The sequence below is a fragment of the Arthrobacter sp. NPDC055585 genome, from assembly GCF_053619115.1.
In genome coordinates this window covers 205575-220600 of record NZ_JBSHIT010000005.1, presented here as the reverse complement: position 1 = coordinate 220600, position 15026 = coordinate 205575, and the positions used below count along the sequence as shown (strand labels likewise).

Sequence of the window (15026 nt, the reverse complement as noted above, 5' to 3'; positions counted from 1 at the left end):
TTTGGGCGTCTTTTTTGGGGGGCGGCCCTACCGCGGCGGCGGGGGGCCTAAAACCCATTACCCCCGCCGCTCCACCGGGCCCGGCCCCCCCCCGGCGGGGGGGGCCACTTCCCTTTTACGGTCTGGCCTTTTCCGCGGTTACTCCCGCTGTCTCGGCGTCGTGGATCACCTGGGATCCCCGCCCGAATGCCCGGACCTTTGCATCGTCCCAGAGCTGGGCCGGCAGCGCGCCGCCCAGCAGGGTGCGCGGCAGCGAGGCGTCCTCGGCGAAGGGGATATCGGAACCGGCGATGATGATGTTTCCGTAGCGCCTGCCCTTGAGCATCGCGGGGTCTGCAATGATGGCGGTGTGACGGAAGGATTCAGCAATCGTGGCTGCTTCCCGGCGGGCCGTCTTCAGATCCGGGGAGTCTCCGCAGTTGACCACATACAGTCCGTCAGCTGCCAGCACGCGCTTGGCGTGCGCCAGGAACTCCGCTGAGGTCAGCGGGGCCGGGGTCTTGTCTCCGGCGAAGACGTCGCGGATGATCAGGTCCCGGCTGTCCTCGCTGAGGGACTCGGTGACCTCCCGGGCTTCGCCAACGCGCAGCCGCATGAGCGGGGCGCGGGGCAGGTCGAACCAGCCCCGCACCAGTTCGGCAAGTTTCCCGTCCAGTTCGACGACGACCTGCCGCGCGTTGGGATAAACGTCCGCGAAGTAGCGGGCCATGGAGCAGGCTCCCCCACCCAGGTGCAGTGCCCGCAGGCGGGCGTCCGCCGGGAATATGGACTCAACGAGCGCTGCGATCCAGCGCATGTACTCGAAATCGAGTTCGCGCGGGTCGGCGAGGTCGATGTGCGAGGAATGCACGCCGTTGATCTTCAGCAGCCAGCCGGAGGAGGAGAACTGGTCCGGCAGCAGTTCGCAGGTTCCAGTGTCGATCTCATAGCGGCCAGCCACAGGTCCGCTGCCGCCGGCGGGGGCTTCTTCGGGAGCGCCCTTGCCGGGACGCTGACGGCCCATCAGGAATCTGCCGGGGGAACGTGGGTAGAGCTCATGGTTCCAGCTTAGGCTTCGCCGGAGCCTGCGCGTTCTGCCTAGGAGTGGCCCCGGTATTCATCCTCCGCTGCCAGTATCTGCTCCAGGCGCTCGACCTTACCGGTCAGTTCCCCGGTATGGCCGGGGCGGATATCCGCCTTGAGCACCAGGGATACCCGGCTTCCGTACCGGCCCACGGCCTCGGTGGCACGGCGGATAACGTCCATCACTTCGTCCCATTCACCCTCAATGGTGGTGAACATGGCGTCGGTGCGGTTCGGCAGGCCGGACTGGCGGACGATCTTGACGGCGGCGGCAACGGCGTCGTGCACTGACGCGTCAGCGGAAGGACCGCCGGACGCTGTTTCGGGACCTACGCCGGACGGGGCAACTGAGAAGGCTACAAGCATGGGCCCAGTCTGCCACCGGAGGCGGGGAACCTGAACCGTTGCGTCGCCCGGCGCAACAGAACTACGGCTGCGGGTCAGCCTCCGGCGTCACTGCGGTGGCCCCCGCCGCCGGCAGCGGCTGGGTGTTCTTCGGGTTCAGCCGGGACCGGCGGCGTCCGTAGATGAAGTACAGCAGGAAGCCGAGAGCCAGCCAGAACATGAAGTAGATCCACGTTTCAACGGACAGGTTGGTCATCAGGTACAGGCACAGCAGGGCGGAGAGCACCGGAAGCACCGGGCCGAACGGCACCCGGAACGCCGGCTTGAGGTCCGGACGCTTGCGGCGCAGCACCAGCACGCCTGCGCTGACGACGACGAACGCGGAGAGCGTGCCGATGTTGATCATTTCTTCCAGCAGGTCCACCTGGGTGAAACCGGCAACCAGGGCCACCAGGACACCGCAGAGGATCTGCAGCCGGGCCGGGGTGGCGTGCTTGGAGCTGGTGCGGGACAGTGCGCGGGGCAGCAGACCGTCGCGGGACATGGCCAGCACCACGCGGGCCAGGCCCATCAGCAGCACCATGATCACGGTGGTGAGACCGATCAGCGAGCCGATGGCGATGACCTGCGCGGCCCCGGTGTTGCCCACCAGGCTGAAGGCTGTGGCCAGGTTCGGTGATTCCACGGAGGCCAGCTCGGTGTAGGAAACCATGCCGGTCAGTGCCAGCGAGACGCCGATGTACAGGGCGGTCACCACGGCCAGGCCGGCGAAGATGCCGCGGGGCAGGGTGCGCCCCGGGTTCTTGACCTCTTCAGCGGAGGTGGCGACGACGTCGAAACCAATAAACGCGAAGAACACCACGGCTGCGCCGGCGAAGACACCCAGCACGCCGTACTGGGCCGGTGCGGCTCCGGTCATAAACGAGAAGAGTGACTGTGCCATCACGCCTTCACTGCCGGCGGATGCGGTTGATACCGGGTCCGGGATGAACGGCGTGTAGTTCTCAAAGTCGATGTAGAAGAACCCGACCACGATCACGAACAGCACCACACCGATCTTGATCAGGGTGAAGACGTTGCCCACGCGGGCGGAGAGCTTGGTTCCCATGACCAGCAGCACGGTGAAGAGGGCCACGATCAGGAACGGGCCCCAGGTCATGTCCACCGGGCCGAGGGAAATGGTTGGCGGAATGTCCCAGCCGATCAGTCCGAAGACTTCGCTGAGGTAGATGCCCCAGTACTTGGCGATCACGGCGGCTGCGGTGAAGAGTTCCAGGATGAGGTTCCAGCCGATGATCCAGGCGATCAGCTCACCCATGGTGGCGTAGGTGAAGACGTAGGCAGAGCCTGCAACCGGGATCGCCGTGGCGAATTCCGCGTAGCACATGATGGCCAGCGCGCAGGTGACCGCAGCAAGAATGAAGGACAGCGTGACGGCCGGTCCGGAGAACTCAGCGGCTGCCTTGGCACCCACGGAGAAAATACCGGCGCCCACGGCCACTGCAACACCCATGATCATCAGATCCCAGGTGGTCAGCGACCGTTTCAGGCGCCGCCCCTCCTCATCGGCATCTGCCAGAGATTGCTCAATCGGCTTGGTACGGAACAGGCTCACTTGCTGGGGTCCTTGCTGTGGGGGGCTTGCAGGACCGGTCATTAGAAGGCCGGCGGTACAAGTGTAAACACAGCCTGCTAGCTAAGTGCAGTCGGCTTTGCAAGTATGGAAGTGGCCCGTGTGTGCGGTGCGGGCGCCTTCCTAGAGAACGGACATCCCATGGCCCGCGGAATCTATGTAAGCGCCATGACTCCGGGATCCGGCAAGTCCCTAATCAGCCTCGGACTGGCGGATATGCTCCAGCGGCATGCAGACCGGATCGGTTTCTTCCGGCCAATCGTCGAAGGCACGGACCGGGAAAATGATCCGATGGTCCGGCTGATGCAGCGCCGCTTTGATCTCAGCAATTCAAACTGCCGCGGCGGCCTGACCCGGGCAGAACTGCGGGCCCTGCTGGTGGCCGGCGAACGCGGGGAAGTGGATGCGCGGTGCCTGGCCGTCTACAGCGAAATCGCTGCGAACTGCGACGTGGTGATTGTGGAGGGAACAGATCTTTCCGGGCACGACGTCGCACTGGAGTTCGATCTCAATGCGCGTCTGGCGAACAATCTGGGGGCCATGGTGGTGGCCGTCGTCAACGCCCGTGAGATGGGCGTGGAGGAAGTAGCCGACGCCGTCGATGTCTCCCGCCGCGAACTCGCCGCTGCCAAATGCGATCTGCTGGCGGTCATGGTGAACCGGGCCGAAGAGGAGGCCGTCGATGAGCTGCGGGCCCACGTCCGGCCCGGGGCCTCGCACCGGCCGGTCTACGTGCTGCCGGAACTGAATGAGATCTCCCAGCCGTCCGTCTCCGAAGTCGCGAAGGCACTTGCCGCCCGGCACATTGCCGGCAGCCGGTCCCTGGAACGCGACGTCACCGGGGTGAAGGTGGCGGCAATGACGGTGGGGAATTTCATCGGCCAGCTGGCGGACGGTTCGCTGGTGATTGCCCCCGGCGACCGGGCGGACGTGATGGTGGCAGCCCTGGCATCTTCCTTCTCCTCCGAGTTCCCGGTGCCCAGCGGGATGATCCTCACCGGCGGCCTGCCTCTGGAAGCCGGAATCCTGGCGCTCCTGGCCCAGGCCCCCTTCCCGGTCTTCGCAGTGGACTCCGACACCTATGCCGCGGCGCGGGATGTGAGCAACGTCCGGGGCGAAATCGCCACCGGCCAGCCGCGGAAGGTCGCTGCGGCGCTTGGCGTCTGGTCCCGCTACGTGGATGAAAACGAACTGCTTGAGCGCCTCGAGCTTCCCCGCCCCGAAAAGACAACGCCGCTGCGCTTCCTGAACGAACTGATTGTCCGGGCCCGGACCAACCGCCGGCACATTGTGCTGCCCGAGGGCCTGGACGTGCGGATCCTGCGTGCCGCGGAAATCCTCCGACGCCGGGACGTCTGCGCCCTGACGCTCCTGGGTCCGGCGGACCAAGTCCGGGAGCTGGCGGCCAGCGAGGGCATTGACCTCAGCGGCATCACGGTCATCAACCCCGCCACGAGCGGCATGCGGGACGACTTCGCGCGGGAGTACCAGCAGCTGCGCGCCAAGAAGGGCGTCACCCTGGACGAGGCGAACGAACGTATGCTCCAGGGGGCATATTTCGGCACCATGATGGTGAAACTGGGCAGGGTGGACGGCATGGTCTCCGGCGCGGCACACACCACCGCAAACACCATCCGCCCCGCGCTGGAGTTCATCCGGACCCGGGAGAACGTGCAGATAGTTTCCTCCGTGTTCCTGATGCTGCTCCAGGACAGGGTGCTGGTGTACGGCGACTGCGCTGTAAACCCGGAGCCGGACGCCGGCCAGCTGGCAGACATTGCCCTGGCTTCCGCCGCCACGGCCGAGCAGTTCGGCATCACCCCCAGGGTTGCCATGCTCTCCTACTCCACAGGGGCCTCCGGCAAGGGCGACTCTGTGGAAAAGGTCCGTGAAGCAACCGCATTGGTCCGCAGCACCCAGCCGGATCTTCCGGTCGAGGGACCCATCCAGTACGACGCGGCCGTGGATGCCTCCGTGGCGGCGTCCAAGGCACCCGGATCCTCGGTAGCCGGGCAGGCGACGGTGTTCATCTTCCCGGACCTGAACACCGGTAACAACACCTACAAGGCCGTGCAGCAGTCCGCCGGCGCCGTGGCCGTGGGCCCGATCCTGCAGGGCCTGCGCAAACCGGTCAACGACCTATCCCGGGGCTGCACCGTTGATGACATCGTCAACACCGTGGCCATCACTGCCGTTCAAGCGCAGGAGGACTAATGCTGGTACTCGTGGTCAATTCCGGTTCCTCGTCCCTGAAGTACCAGGTGCGGGATACCGACACGCATGAGGTCCTGGCAAAGGGCCTGATCGACCGGATTGGCGGCCCGGATGTCCCGGACCACCATGAGGCCCTGGTACTGCTGCGGCGGCAGGTTACCGAGGCGCTGGACGGCAAGTCCATTGACGCCGTCGGGCACCGGGTTGTCCACGGCGGCGAGCGCTTCAGCGAGCCGGTGCTGGTGGACAATGAAATCACGCGCGCCATCGAACGGCTCAGCCCCCTGGCGCCGCTGCACAATCCGGCCAGCGCCATGGGCATCCGGGCAGTGGCGGACCTGTATCCGGACATCCCTCAGGTGGCCGTCTTCGACACCGCCTTCCACCGCACCCTCCCGCAGCGCGCCTGGCGCTATGCCATTCCGCAGTCCCTGTACCGCCGGTACGGAATCCGCCGCTACGGGTTCCACGGCACCAGCTGTGATTACGTGAGTGGCCTGGCCGCGGACTTCCTGGGAGTTCCGGTTGAAAAGTTCGACGCCGTGATCGCCCACCTGGGCAACGGCGCCTCTGTGACGGCTATTCAGGACGGCCGGAGCATCGACACCTCCATGGGCTTCACACCAATGGCCGGGCTGGTCATGGGGACCCGCTCAGGAGACATTGATCCGTCCATCCTGGTTTTCCTGGGCCGCGAGGGTTACGGCCCGGATGACCTCGACAACCTGCTGAACCGGGAATCCGGCCTGCTGGCCCTGGGCGGGGCAGCGGACATGCGCGAGGTCGAGGAGGATGCCGACGCCGGAAACGAGCAGGCACGGCTGGCCCTGGAGATAGCCGCGTACCGGCTCGCCAAGTACATCGGCGCCTATCACGTGGCCGTGGGCGGGGCGAAGGCAATCGTGTTCACTGCGGGGATTGGCGAGAACGCCAGTGAGTTCCGGGAGCAGGTTGCGGATTTGCTCTCAGCGCTCAACGTGCGGCTGGATCCAGAGGCCAACGCGGTGCGCTCGAAGGACGTCCGTCGGATCAGCGCTCCGGATTCAGCGATCGAGGTACTGGTGGTCCCCACCGACGAAGAGGAAGCAATCGCCGAGGCGACGGTGCATACCGTGCTGGCCTCCGGGCGCGGATAGGAACCACGGGCCCCGGCGCGGCGCAACCCTACCGGCGGGTACTTGGCCAATCCCCCGCCTGCACCCGATCCAATGCGACAGCATGCTTCGGGCGTTGCTATATTGCAGGTCAGGTCAAGCAGAGGCCGCAGATTATTCTCGTGCGTGGAGTTGGCATGGAGCACACCCTGCGGGTACTGGTACGAATCGACACTAAAACGTCATCGGCGTGCATCGAAGTGCGCGGCTGCCTGGTTCCGGAGAACTGCGCGGATCTGGTAGGCATCCTCCGGCACACCGCCCTCCTTGGCGCCCATGTGGTGGTGAATCTTTCCCGCGCCCAGCATCTGGATGCCCTGGCCCTGGATGAGCTCCTGGCGCGGGCTGAAGAGATTCCGCCGCAGCCACTGGCCGGCGGACTTACTACGGTCTCCGTGCAGATTCCCCCGCGGATGCCCGTCTGCCTTCCGCCGGTGCCGCAGCACCCGGACCCGCTGGACAACGAACTCGCTTTTGAGATGGCGTTCCTGCAGCGCAGCACCTCCGTCTTCCGCCGCCCGGGGTAGCCGTTAACCTAGCCGCGGCCCCGCATCTGCTGAGCTGCTCCGCCTCCTGCCGTTCCCGGACCCGCGGGCCCCTCCTCACCTTCGCCACGCCGGATAATTGTCAGCAGCCTTATAAATTTGGCAGGATGAGAGCAACTTATCCCGCAGCATCGAGCAGGAGGTCAGCATGAAGGCAGTCACGTGGCAGGGCAAGCGGAAGGTCAGCGTCGAAGAGGTCCCCGATCCGGTAATCCAGCAGCCTACGGACGCGATCATCCGCATCACCTCCACCGCGCTGTGCGGCTCGGACCTGCACCTCTATGAAGTCCTTGGCCCGTACATGAACGCCGGGGACATCGTGGGCCATGAGCCAATGGGCATCGTGGAAGAGGTCGGCAGCGCCGTCACCAACCTCAAGCGCGGCGACCGTGTGGTGATTCCCTTCCAGATCGCCTGCGGCGAGTGCTTTATGTGCCGCCAGGGGCTGCAGACCCAGTGCGAGGTCACCCAGGTCCGGGAAAAGGGTTCAGGTGCGGCACTGTTTGGCTACTCCGAGCTGTACGGCTCCGTTCCCGGCGGCCAGGCCGAGTACCTCCGCGTTCCGCACGCGGACTACGGCCCCATCAAGGTCAGCTCCGAAGGCCCGGATGACAAGTACCTGTTCCTCTCCGACATCCTGCCCACCGCCTGGCAGGGCGTGCAGTACGCCAACGTGCCCGACGGCGGCACCCTTGCCGTTTACGGCCTTGGCCCGGTGGGCCAGTTCGCTGCACGCATCGGCACCCATCTCGGCTACCGCGTGATCGGCATTGAACCGGAGGCTGAACGCCGGGAACTCGCTGCCCGCTACGGGGCCGAAGTCCTGGACTTCTCCAAGGACCTTGGGGATGAGCTGCGGGAAATGACCAACGGGCGCGGACCTGACTCGGTGGTGGACGCAGTCGGCATGGAAGCCCACGGCTCCGGCGTCGGCGCCTTTGCCCAGGCGGCCGTGGGAATGCTCCCCGATGCCCTGGCCCAGAAGGCGATGGAAACCGCCGGAACGGACCGGCTGTCCGTCCTGCACAGCGCCATCGACGCGGTGCGCCGCGGCGGCACCATCTCCCTCAGCGGTGTCTACGGCGGAACCGCCAGCCCCATGCCGCTGATGACCATGTTCGACAAGCAGCTGAACTTCCGCATGGGCCAGGCCAACGTGAAGCGCTGGATTGATGACCTGCTGCCGCTGGTCGAGGACTCCGCGGATCCGCTGGGCGTCATGGACCTGGTGACCCACCGGGCCGGATTGGAAGCAGCACCGGAACTCTACGAGAAGTTCCAGAAGAAGGAAGACGGCTGCATCAAGGTGGTCTTCCAGCCGGGTCTGAATTAGGCGGAGCGCCAGTAAGCAAAGAAGAGCTGTTCCCGCCCGGGCTTCCTGGGCGGGAACAGCTCTTCTTTATGCCTTGCGGAGGCTCCAGGCCCAGCGAATCAGCGGAAGCTGCAGGGGCAGGCGCACGGTGTGGATCATCCGTTCGCGGTCCGAGCCGCGCTCTCCGAAAGCCCGCTCAAGGGCGCTGAGGTGCCCGGCGATAAACGCCACGTACATCAGCGCTGTTCCGGTTGCTGCGGCACGTCGGGTGGCCGGCAGCAGCAGCGCCCCGGCAGCGGCGGCTTCGATAACCCCGCTGGCACTGATCCACTGGCTGCGGGTCAGCACACCGAACCGGCCGCCTTTGTCCCGGCAAATGCTGCGGGGGACCACGCCGGCATAGAAGCCTGGGCTGCGGAAGTGGTTCACGGCGCTGGCGCTGAGCAGTGCAGCCATCGCGGCGGCGGAGAGTGTCTGTTTGTTCATGGGCTGCTTTCCATCGGTTCTGCGGGCTGGGTGGGCCGTACCCTCTGTTCGGCTTCGGCGGCATGGATGGCATCTGCAGCACGGACCAGTGCCAGGTGGGAAAAAGCCTGCGGATAGTTCCCGGCCATGCGCCCGTTCACTGTGTCATATTCCTCACTCAGCAGCCCAACCTCATTCGCATAGCCCGCCAGCTGGTCCATGAGCCGGATCGCCTCCGCGAGCCGCCCGGTGCGGGCGTACTGCTCCGCGAGCCAGAAACTGCAGGCCAGGAAGGGATTTTCTCCCGGCGCCAGACCATCCACACCTGTGCCGCTGCGGTAGCGGAGCAGCAGGCCCTGACCGTTGAGCAGCTCCCGCTCCAGGAACGCCACGGTGCCGAGCATCCGCGGATCGTCATAGTCCAGGAAACCAACCTGCGGCAGCTGGAGCAGGGAGGCATCCGCTTCGGCGGACCCGTAGAACTGCACGAAGGTATTCCGTCCGGCGTCAAAGCCGCGGTCCATTATTTCGGTGCGGAGTCCGTCGCGGAGCGCCTCCCACAGTTCCACCGGCCCATCCATGCCGCTTTCCCGCGCTGCCCGGGCTGCGCGGTCGAATGCCGCCCACATCATGACCCGGGAGTGGGTAAAGAACTGCGGCTCGCCGCGCACCTCCCAGATGCCGTGGTCCGGCTCCTCAAGATGGCGTTCCAGGAACCCCAGGAGGGCACGCTGCAGCGGCCAGGAAAAGCTGTCCTCAGCCACTCCCCGGTCCCGCATCCGGGCCAGTGCCACCATTACCGTGCCAACGACGTCGGCCTGGTACTGCTCGACTGCGCCATTGCCCAGCCGGACCGGCAGTGACCCCGCGTAGCCGGGGAACTGGGGAAGAATCCTCTCGGGCAGCTCCCGTCCCCCGTCCACGGCGTACATGATCTGGAGATCGTCCGGATCCCCCGCCACCGCCCGCAGGAGCCAGTTCCGCCAGTGCTCGGCTTCGTCGTCGTACCCGTGAGTCATCATCGCTTCAAGAGTCAGGGCAGCGTCCCGCAACCAGCAGTACCGGTAGTCCCAGTTCCGGGAGCCGCCGTATTCCTCCGGCAGGGACATGGTGGGCGCTGCGACAATCCCGCCGGTGTCTTCATGCGTCAACGCGCGCAGGACGAGCAGCGAGCGCCGCACAGGCAGGCGGTAGCGTTCCCGGTCTACGCAGAGCCCGGCCCAGTCCTGCCAGTACCCAACGGTGCGGGCCAGCGCTTCGTCGATGTCCGCTTCTTCCGGGGTCTCGCGGTGGGAGGGGTACCAGGTCAGCTCCAGGTCCATGGTTTCGCCCGCGCGGATCAGGAACTGACTGGTATGCCGGTGGTCGCTGCCGTGCGGGATGTTTCCGCCCGTAAGCACCATGGCGCTGGGACCGGCAATGCACAGCAGCCGTTCCTTGCCGTCGTGTGTCTCCCGCCGCATCCAGGGCACCGTGGTGCCGTAGTTGAATCTGACTTCAAGTTCCTGGCGCATCAGCACGGTGCCGCTCAAACCCTCGACCCTGCGGACCACGGAGGCTCTCCGGTCCTTGACGGGCATGAAGTCGGTCACCAGCACTTCACCGCTGTCGGTGCGCCAGCGGGTCTGCAGGATGAAGGTGGACTCAAGGTAGTTCCGGCGCAGCACCCTGGCTCCGGGCTGGTCCGGGGCCAGCAACCAGCGGCCGTGCTCTTCCGTACCCAGCAGGGCGCCGAAGACCGACGGCGAATCGAACCGGGGAAGGCACAGCCAGTCGACGCTCCCGGACCGGGACACCAGGGCGCCGGTGTGGAGGTCGGAGATCAGGGCGTAGTCCTCGATTGGAGTGGCCATTGCACCACTCAACCACAGGCCCCGCCCGGAGCCTACGGCTGCGGCGCTGCCGTTTTCCCGGATTCGGTGAGCCCGTCAAGGACACGGCGTATCCGGCCCGGATAGTTGGTGGTGAATTCCCGGACACCCAGCCCGTAGGCGTACTCCGCATCCCGGGGTTCATCCACCGTCCAGGCCCGCACCGTCCGGCCGGCCTGCACCCAGTCCGAGACCAGCTGCGGGTGGGCATAGAGGAATTCGACTCCCGGACCCGCAATGCCGGCAGTCCCTACTGCCAGCAGCGCCTGGGCCTCAGCAAGCCCTTCCTCCAGCACCGTCCGGGCGTCTGCTCCCGGCGGCAGCACGGCTTCCGCTTCGGCAATGGCTGCCGCATCGACGTCGGACACCAGCTGGCACACGAACTGGGCCTCCACAGTGCGGCGCAGGTGGCCAACCGATTCCGGGCTGAAACTCATAAAGCTCACCTGGACGTTGGCCAGACGGGATGTCGCCGCGTCCCAGCCCCGGGAGGCGAGGAGCTGCAAGACCGTGTTCTCGAGCTGCAGTCCAAACGGACCGGGCTGCTTGAACTCCACGGCCAGGCCCACGTCCCGTCCGGCGTCGCAGAGCAGGTCAAGCAGGTCGGCGAGGGTGAGGAACTGTTCTGCGGCGCTCCCCCGGTCCGCCGGAATCTGTGTCCCTTTCCAGCTGCTGAAGTCCAGTTCGCGCAGCTGTTCCAGCGTGTAGCCGGAAACCGGACCGGAAGCGTTGGAGGTCCGGTCAACTACGGAGTCATGCAACAGCACGGGCTGCAGGTCGGCACTGAGGTGGACGTCGCATTCAACTCCGTCAGCGCCCTCGGCCAGGGCCTGCAGGTATGCAGCCCGGGTATGCTCCGCGTACTGGCCGCTGGCTCCGCGGTGGGCATAGATCTGAGGCTGCACGTTTGGCCTTTCGCTCGGGTACGGACTTCCACGGTACGCGAGCGCGCTTGTTCGCCGGGGCAGGCGTCGCTTCCGGACAGCGTGGCGCCGGAGCCGTGCTGCTGATTAGATGGCAGTGCGGTGCAGGCGCGGGCTTGCCGCGCGCCGGACAGACCGGTACCGCAACCGAGCTGGGACTGGAGGAGCGCCGGTGAGCACACCGCTGCTGGAAAAGGACGCCGTGAAGGCCGCGGCCCTGCGCCGGATGAAGCTGGTGGCCACCGGGCTGCTGGTACTTCTGGGCATCATCTTCGTCATCGCGTTTGCCCTCCAGGACCGTTATCCGTGGCTGCAGTATGTTCGTGCGGCGGCAGAGGGCGGCATGGTCGGCGCACTCGCAGACTGGTTCGCTGTGACCGCCCTGTTCAAGCATCCGCTGGGCCTGAAGATCCCGCACACCGCGATCATCCCGCGGAACAAGGACCAGATCGGCGCCACCCTGGGCGATTTTGTGGAGGACAACTTCCTCTCCGACGAGGTGGTCAAGACCAAACTCGACTCGATCGGCATTGCCCAGCGCGCCGGCGCCTGGCTGTCCCGGCCCGAGGGTGCCGAGCGGGTGGCCACCGAAGGGGCTGCCGCCATCCGCGGAATCCTCCGGGTCCTCGATGATGAAGCCGTGCGCGATGTCCTGGAATCCATGTTCCGGAAGCATGTGGTGGATGTTCCATGGGGCCCTCCGGTGGGCCGGATGGCCGAGCGCGTGTTTGAAGAGGGCCACCATCACCAGCTCGTCGACCTCTTGGTGGACAGCCTCAACGACTGGGTGCACCAGAATCCCGAGGTGGTGGCGCGGCTGGTGGCCGAGCGGTCGCCGTCGTGGGTTCCGAGTTTCCTCGATGACCTGGTGGGCGACCGGGTACAGATCGAGCTGGGCCGCTTCCTTGACGCCGTCCAGGACGATCCAAACCACCAGGTGCGCCGCTCCCTGGATGAGTATCTCCGCGGACTCGCCTCCGACCTGCAGCACGACCCCGGCGCGATGGCCAAGGCGGAGCGGATCAAGGAGCAGGTCCTTGATGATCCGCGGGTGAAGGAACTCATGGCACAGACCTGGGCCACCATCAAGGGCGCACTGGCCAACGCGGTGGATGACCCGGACAGCGAGCTCACGGCGAACTTCAAGTCAGCCGTGCAGGATTTCGGCACCCGGCTGGTCACCGAACCCGAGCTGGCCGCGAAGGTCAACGCCTATGTGGGCGACGCCGCCGGCTACCTGGTGCGGACCTACCGCAAGGACATTGCCGGCGTCATCACCGAAACCGTGGAGCGCTGGGACGCAGAGGAGACCTCGGAAAAGATTGAACTGCAGGTCGGAAAGGACCTGCAGTTCATCCGCATCAACGGCACCGTGGTGGGTTCGCTCGCCGGCTTGGCCATCTTCTCGGTGGCCCACGCCATCTTCGGCTAGCTGGTTCGTCCCGGCGGGACGGGACTTAGGCGCCGCGGCCCTCCGGGAGATCCTTGATCTCGGCGGCAAGCTCGCCCGGGATGGTGTCGGGTGCTTCGCCGAACGCGCGGTGCGCGGCCTTAATCACGGACCGGCCCATGGTGTAGTTGCCGGCGCCGCCGATCACCGCGCCGACGCCAAGCGGGAGCGCCCGGCCAACAATTACCGATCCCTGGCGGGCGAGCATCTTCTTCAGGAACTGCTTGCGGATAGTCGAGCCAATGCTGCCCAGCACGCCGGAGGAAGCCCCGCCCAGGGCGCTGCCCCAGGGCTGCCCCTTGCTGAGCTGCTGCATCATTGCTGTTCCTTCTTCGCCCAGCATGATGGCCATTACGACCGTTCGGGAACGGTCCGGGTCCTGCAGGCGCACTCCGTGCAGCTCGGCGACGGACTGTGCGTAGAGCGCGGTGGCTTCCAGGAAACCGACGGTGGCTGCCACGGAAAGCCCCAGGGCCGCCGCGGTACCAACCGCTGGGACTATGGCAGTGGCGCCGACAGCGGCGCCCCCGCCGGCGACTGCCGCAAGGTAGTGGTGCTCAAGAATCTTCACCAGTTCGGCGGCGGAGGCGTCCGGATGCTTGCGCTGCAGCCGCCGGATGTTGGCCAGGACCAGTGGGCGCTGGACTTCCACGGCCCGCTCGATACCGCGGGCAATGTGGGTCTTTGGACGCCCGTCACGGTCAAAGACGGCCCCGCCGGCAAGCCGGAGTGCGCTGTTGGTCTTGAAGCCCATGAATGCTCCTTACATAGTTCCAGACCCAGGGTCCGGGCGGTCTGCTCATCCAGCCTACGCGAGAGGCCGTTAACCGGAACGGGCCCACGGAATACATCCGTGGGCCCGTTCCTGGCTGCGGGCACTGCCCGCATGCTGACCGACTAGGCGCGGGCACCGCGCTTGGTGATCATGCCGTAAACCAGCAGGACAACGATGGAGCCGAGGATGGCCACGATCCAGGTCTGAATCGAGAAGAATTCCTCAAGACCAATGCCGAAGATGGCATTGCCGATGAAGCCGCCCAGCAGAGCGCCAACGACACCGAGGACCATGGTGATGATCCATCCGCCGCCCTGGCGTCCCGGAAGCAGAGCCTTCGCAATGGCGCCTGCAATAAGTCCCAGAATAAGGAAAGCAATGATACCCATGTGAATACTCCTTGCTGTGTGTGAGTGACTAGTGAAAGTCTGCGTGGCCTGTGGGCCGCGCTTTCCATAAGCCTACTTCATAAGCATGCTTATGCGAAGTCGTTTTCACCCAGAAACCGGGTGCCGAAAAACATAATGCCTAGTCAGACCGCTAATAAGGTGCCTTATTTTTTTCCTGCGGCGCGGCAAAAGTACGCAGGAAGATACCCACATCGCGTACTTCCTCAGTGCCTATCCGATGCCCCATGCCGGGGTACGTTCGGGCCGTCAGAGCGGTGTTCGACTCCAGCCAGTCTGCGGCCGCTGCTACTGCATCGGCATGGATCACCCAGTCCGCGCGGTCCCGCCCCCAGAAGAAGGGCACCCGTCTGGCCAGAGGTTCGGCCATGGCCAGCAGTTCACTCTGGACAATGAACCCGGACAGCCCAATAGCGCAGGTGAAATCCTCCGGCCGGAGCCGGAGCGCCGTCACTGCCATGGCCATCCCCTGAGAGAAGCCCAGCAGGGATACTCCACTGAAGTTTCCCTGCCGCTTTAGTTCTGAGACCGTGTGCAAAAGACTGCTTGCCGCGGCCAGGACGTCCGCCTCGTCAGACTCCAGCAGCGGGTCCAGCAGGAACCACCCGCTGCGGCCGCCCACGTCGAACGGGCCGCGCAGGGCAGCACCGGTAATGCCCGCCGGCAAATGCGGGAACAACGGGGTCAGAGCCGACTCGTCGGACCCGTAGCCGTGGAGCATAACCAGCAGGTGTGTCCCCGCGCGCTCATCTTCGGGGGCGGACCAGGTGACCGGATGCATGCCCTCAGCCTAGGCGCCGGAGGACACCGTTCGCGTTTGTGCCGGGTTGCGCCCCCGCCAACCTCCGACCCATTGCATTGCCCACACGG

At 65.7% G+C, this 15026-nt stretch carries 14 protein-coding genes; 5 read left to right on the top strand and 9 right to left on the bottom strand.

Translation table 11 applies throughout. The annotated features are described in order from the left end of the window. Window positions 1-115 precede the first annotated feature (115 nt). The 3 genes from ACWGQ2_RS10790 to ACWGQ2_RS10780 form a co-directional block, all read right to left on the bottom strand. Window positions 116-1003, bottom strand: coding sequence for a spermidine synthase (locus tag ACWGQ2_RS10790; protein ID WP_452017072.1), 888 nt, complete (start codon window positions 1001-1003; stop codon window positions 116-118). Window positions 1004-1077: 74 nt separating this feature from the next. Further along, on the bottom strand, window positions 1078-1428 hold the full coding sequence (locus tag ACWGQ2_RS10785) for a thiamine-binding protein (protein ID WP_452017070.1): 351 nt from the start codon (window positions 1426-1428) through the stop codon (window positions 1078-1080). Window positions 1429-1489: 61 nt separating this feature from the next. After that, window positions 1490-3022, bottom strand: coding sequence for an amino acid permease (locus ACWGQ2_RS10780; RefSeq protein WP_452017068.1), 1533 nt, complete (start codon window positions 3020-3022; stop codon window positions 1490-1492). 159 nt (window positions 3023-3181) lie between these two features. Here ACWGQ2_RS10780 and pta point away from each other — a divergent pair, with 159 nt between their 5' ends. The 4 genes from pta (at window position 3182) to ACWGQ2_RS10760 (ending at window position 8286) form a co-directional block, all read left to right on the top strand. Beyond that, the gene (gene pta, locus ACWGQ2_RS10775) at window positions 3182-5254 is read left to right on the top strand and encodes a phosphate acetyltransferase (RefSeq protein WP_452017066.1); all 2073 of its coding nucleotides are present in this window, start codon (window positions 3182-3184) and stop codon (window positions 5252-5254) included. After that, window positions 5254-6390: an acetate/propionate family kinase gene (locus ACWGQ2_RS10770; RefSeq protein ID WP_452017064.1), complete on the top strand. Its 1137-nt coding sequence runs from the start codon at window positions 5254-5256 to the stop codon at window positions 6388-6390. Before pta ends, ACWGQ2_RS10770 begins: the two co-directional genes overlap by 1 nt. 155 nt (window positions 6391-6545) lie before the next feature. Further along, window positions 6546-6935 carry a hypothetical protein gene (locus ACWGQ2_RS10765; protein ID WP_452017062.1) on the top strand — a complete coding sequence of 130 codons (390 nt, stop codon included), beginning with the start codon at window positions 6546-6548 and terminating at the stop codon, window positions 6933-6935. A 166-nt stretch (window positions 6936-7101) separates the two neighbouring features. Beyond that, on the top strand, window positions 7102-8286 hold the full coding sequence (locus tag ACWGQ2_RS10760) for a zinc-dependent alcohol dehydrogenase (protein WP_452017060.1): 1185 nt from the start codon (window positions 7102-7104) through the stop codon (window positions 8284-8286). Window positions 8287-8352: 66 nt separating this feature from the next. Here the strand turns inward: ACWGQ2_RS10760 and ACWGQ2_RS10755 are convergent, their stop codons facing one another. From ACWGQ2_RS10755 to ACWGQ2_RS10745, 3 genes are read right to left on the bottom strand one after another with little or no spacing between them, the layout of a single operon-like run. Continuing rightward, window positions 8353-8751, bottom strand: a complete 399-nt coding sequence (locus tag ACWGQ2_RS10755; protein WP_452017058.1) for a hypothetical protein — start codon at window positions 8749-8751, stop codon at window positions 8353-8355. Continuing rightward, window positions 8748-10601, bottom strand: coding sequence for a glycoside hydrolase family 15 protein (locus ACWGQ2_RS10750; protein ID WP_452017245.1), 1854 nt, complete (start codon window positions 10599-10601; stop codon window positions 8748-8750). Before ACWGQ2_RS10750 ends, ACWGQ2_RS10755 begins: the two co-directional genes overlap by 4 nt. 14 nt (window positions 10602-10615) lie before the next feature. After that, a complete protein-coding gene (locus ACWGQ2_RS10745; protein ID WP_452017056.1) occupies window positions 10616-11506 on the bottom strand; it encodes a glycerophosphodiester phosphodiesterase in 891 nt (296 codons plus the stop codon). A gap of 244 nt (window positions 11507-11750) precedes the next feature. On the opposite strand from ACWGQ2_RS10745, the gene ACWGQ2_RS10740 reads away from it, so the two are divergent. Then, complete coding sequence (locus ACWGQ2_RS10740) at window positions 11751-12956, top strand: DUF445 domain-containing protein (RefSeq protein WP_452017243.1); 1206 nt, start codon at window positions 11751-11753, stop codon at window positions 12954-12956. A 25-nt stretch (window positions 12957-12981) separates the two neighbouring features. Here ACWGQ2_RS10740 and ACWGQ2_RS10735 read toward each other — a convergent pair whose 3' ends face one another. The 3 genes from ACWGQ2_RS10735 to ACWGQ2_RS10725 all read right to left on the bottom strand — a co-directional run bounded on the left by ACWGQ2_RS10735 (window position 12982) and on the right by ACWGQ2_RS10725 (window position 14937). Further along, on the bottom strand, window positions 12982-13728 hold the full coding sequence (locus ACWGQ2_RS10735) for a hypothetical protein (protein ID WP_452017054.1): 747 nt from the start codon (window positions 13726-13728) through the stop codon (window positions 12982-12984). A gap of 143 nt (window positions 13729-13871) precedes the next feature. After that, window positions 13872-14138 carry a GlsB/YeaQ/YmgE family stress response membrane protein gene (locus ACWGQ2_RS10730; RefSeq protein WP_452017052.1) on the bottom strand — a complete coding sequence of 89 codons (267 nt, stop codon included), beginning with the start codon at window positions 14136-14138 and terminating at the stop codon, window positions 13872-13874. Between the two features lie 151 nt (window positions 14139-14289). Further along, the gene (locus ACWGQ2_RS10725; RefSeq protein ID WP_452017050.1) at window positions 14290-14937 is read right to left on the bottom strand and encodes an alpha/beta hydrolase; all 648 of its coding nucleotides are present in this window, start codon (window positions 14935-14937) and stop codon (window positions 14290-14292) included. Window positions 14938-15026: the final 89 nt, after the last annotated feature.

Bases quoted from the DNA above. Each gene is read 5' to 3' on its own strand.
- ACWGQ2_RS10790 (WP_452017072.1), bottom strand. From the start codon at position 1,003: ATGGGCCGTCAGCGTCCCGGCAAGGGCGCTCCCGAAGAAGCCCCCGCC.
- ACWGQ2_RS10785 (WP_452017070.1), bottom strand. From the start codon at position 1,428: ATGCTTGTAGCCTTCTCAGTTGCCCCGTCCGGCGTAGGTCCCGAAACA.
- pta (WP_452017066.1), top strand. From the start codon at position 3,182: ATGGCCCGCGGAATCTATGTAAGCGCCATGACTCCGGGATCCGGCAAG.
- ACWGQ2_RS10770 (WP_452017064.1), top strand. From the start codon at position 5,254: ATGCTGGTACTCGTGGTCAATTCCGGTTCCTCGTCCCTGAAGTACCAG.
- ACWGQ2_RS10765 (WP_452017062.1), top strand. From the start codon at position 6,546: ATGGAGCACACCCTGCGGGTACTGGTACGAATCGACACTAAAACGTCA.
- ACWGQ2_RS10760 (WP_452017060.1), top strand. From the start codon at position 7,102: ATGAAGGCAGTCACGTGGCAGGGCAAGCGGAAGGTCAGCGTCGAAGAG.
- ACWGQ2_RS10755 (WP_452017058.1), bottom strand. From the start codon at position 8,751: ATGAACAAACAGACACTCTCCGCCGCCGCGATGGCTGCACTGCTCAGC.
- ACWGQ2_RS10740 (WP_452017243.1), top strand. From the start codon at position 11,751: ATGAAGCTGGTGGCCACCGGGCTGCTGGTACTTCTGGGCATCATCTTC.
- ACWGQ2_RS10735 (WP_452017054.1), bottom strand. From the start codon at position 13,728: ATGGGCTTCAAGACCAACAGCGCACTCCGGCTTGCCGGCGGGGCCGTC.
- ACWGQ2_RS10730 (WP_452017052.1), bottom strand. From the start codon at position 14,138: ATGGGTATCATTGCTTTCCTTATTCTGGGACTTATTGCAGGCGCCATT.
- ACWGQ2_RS10725 (WP_452017050.1), bottom strand. From the start codon at position 14,937: ATGCATCCGGTCACCTGGTCCGCCCCCGAAGATGAGCGCGCGGGGACA.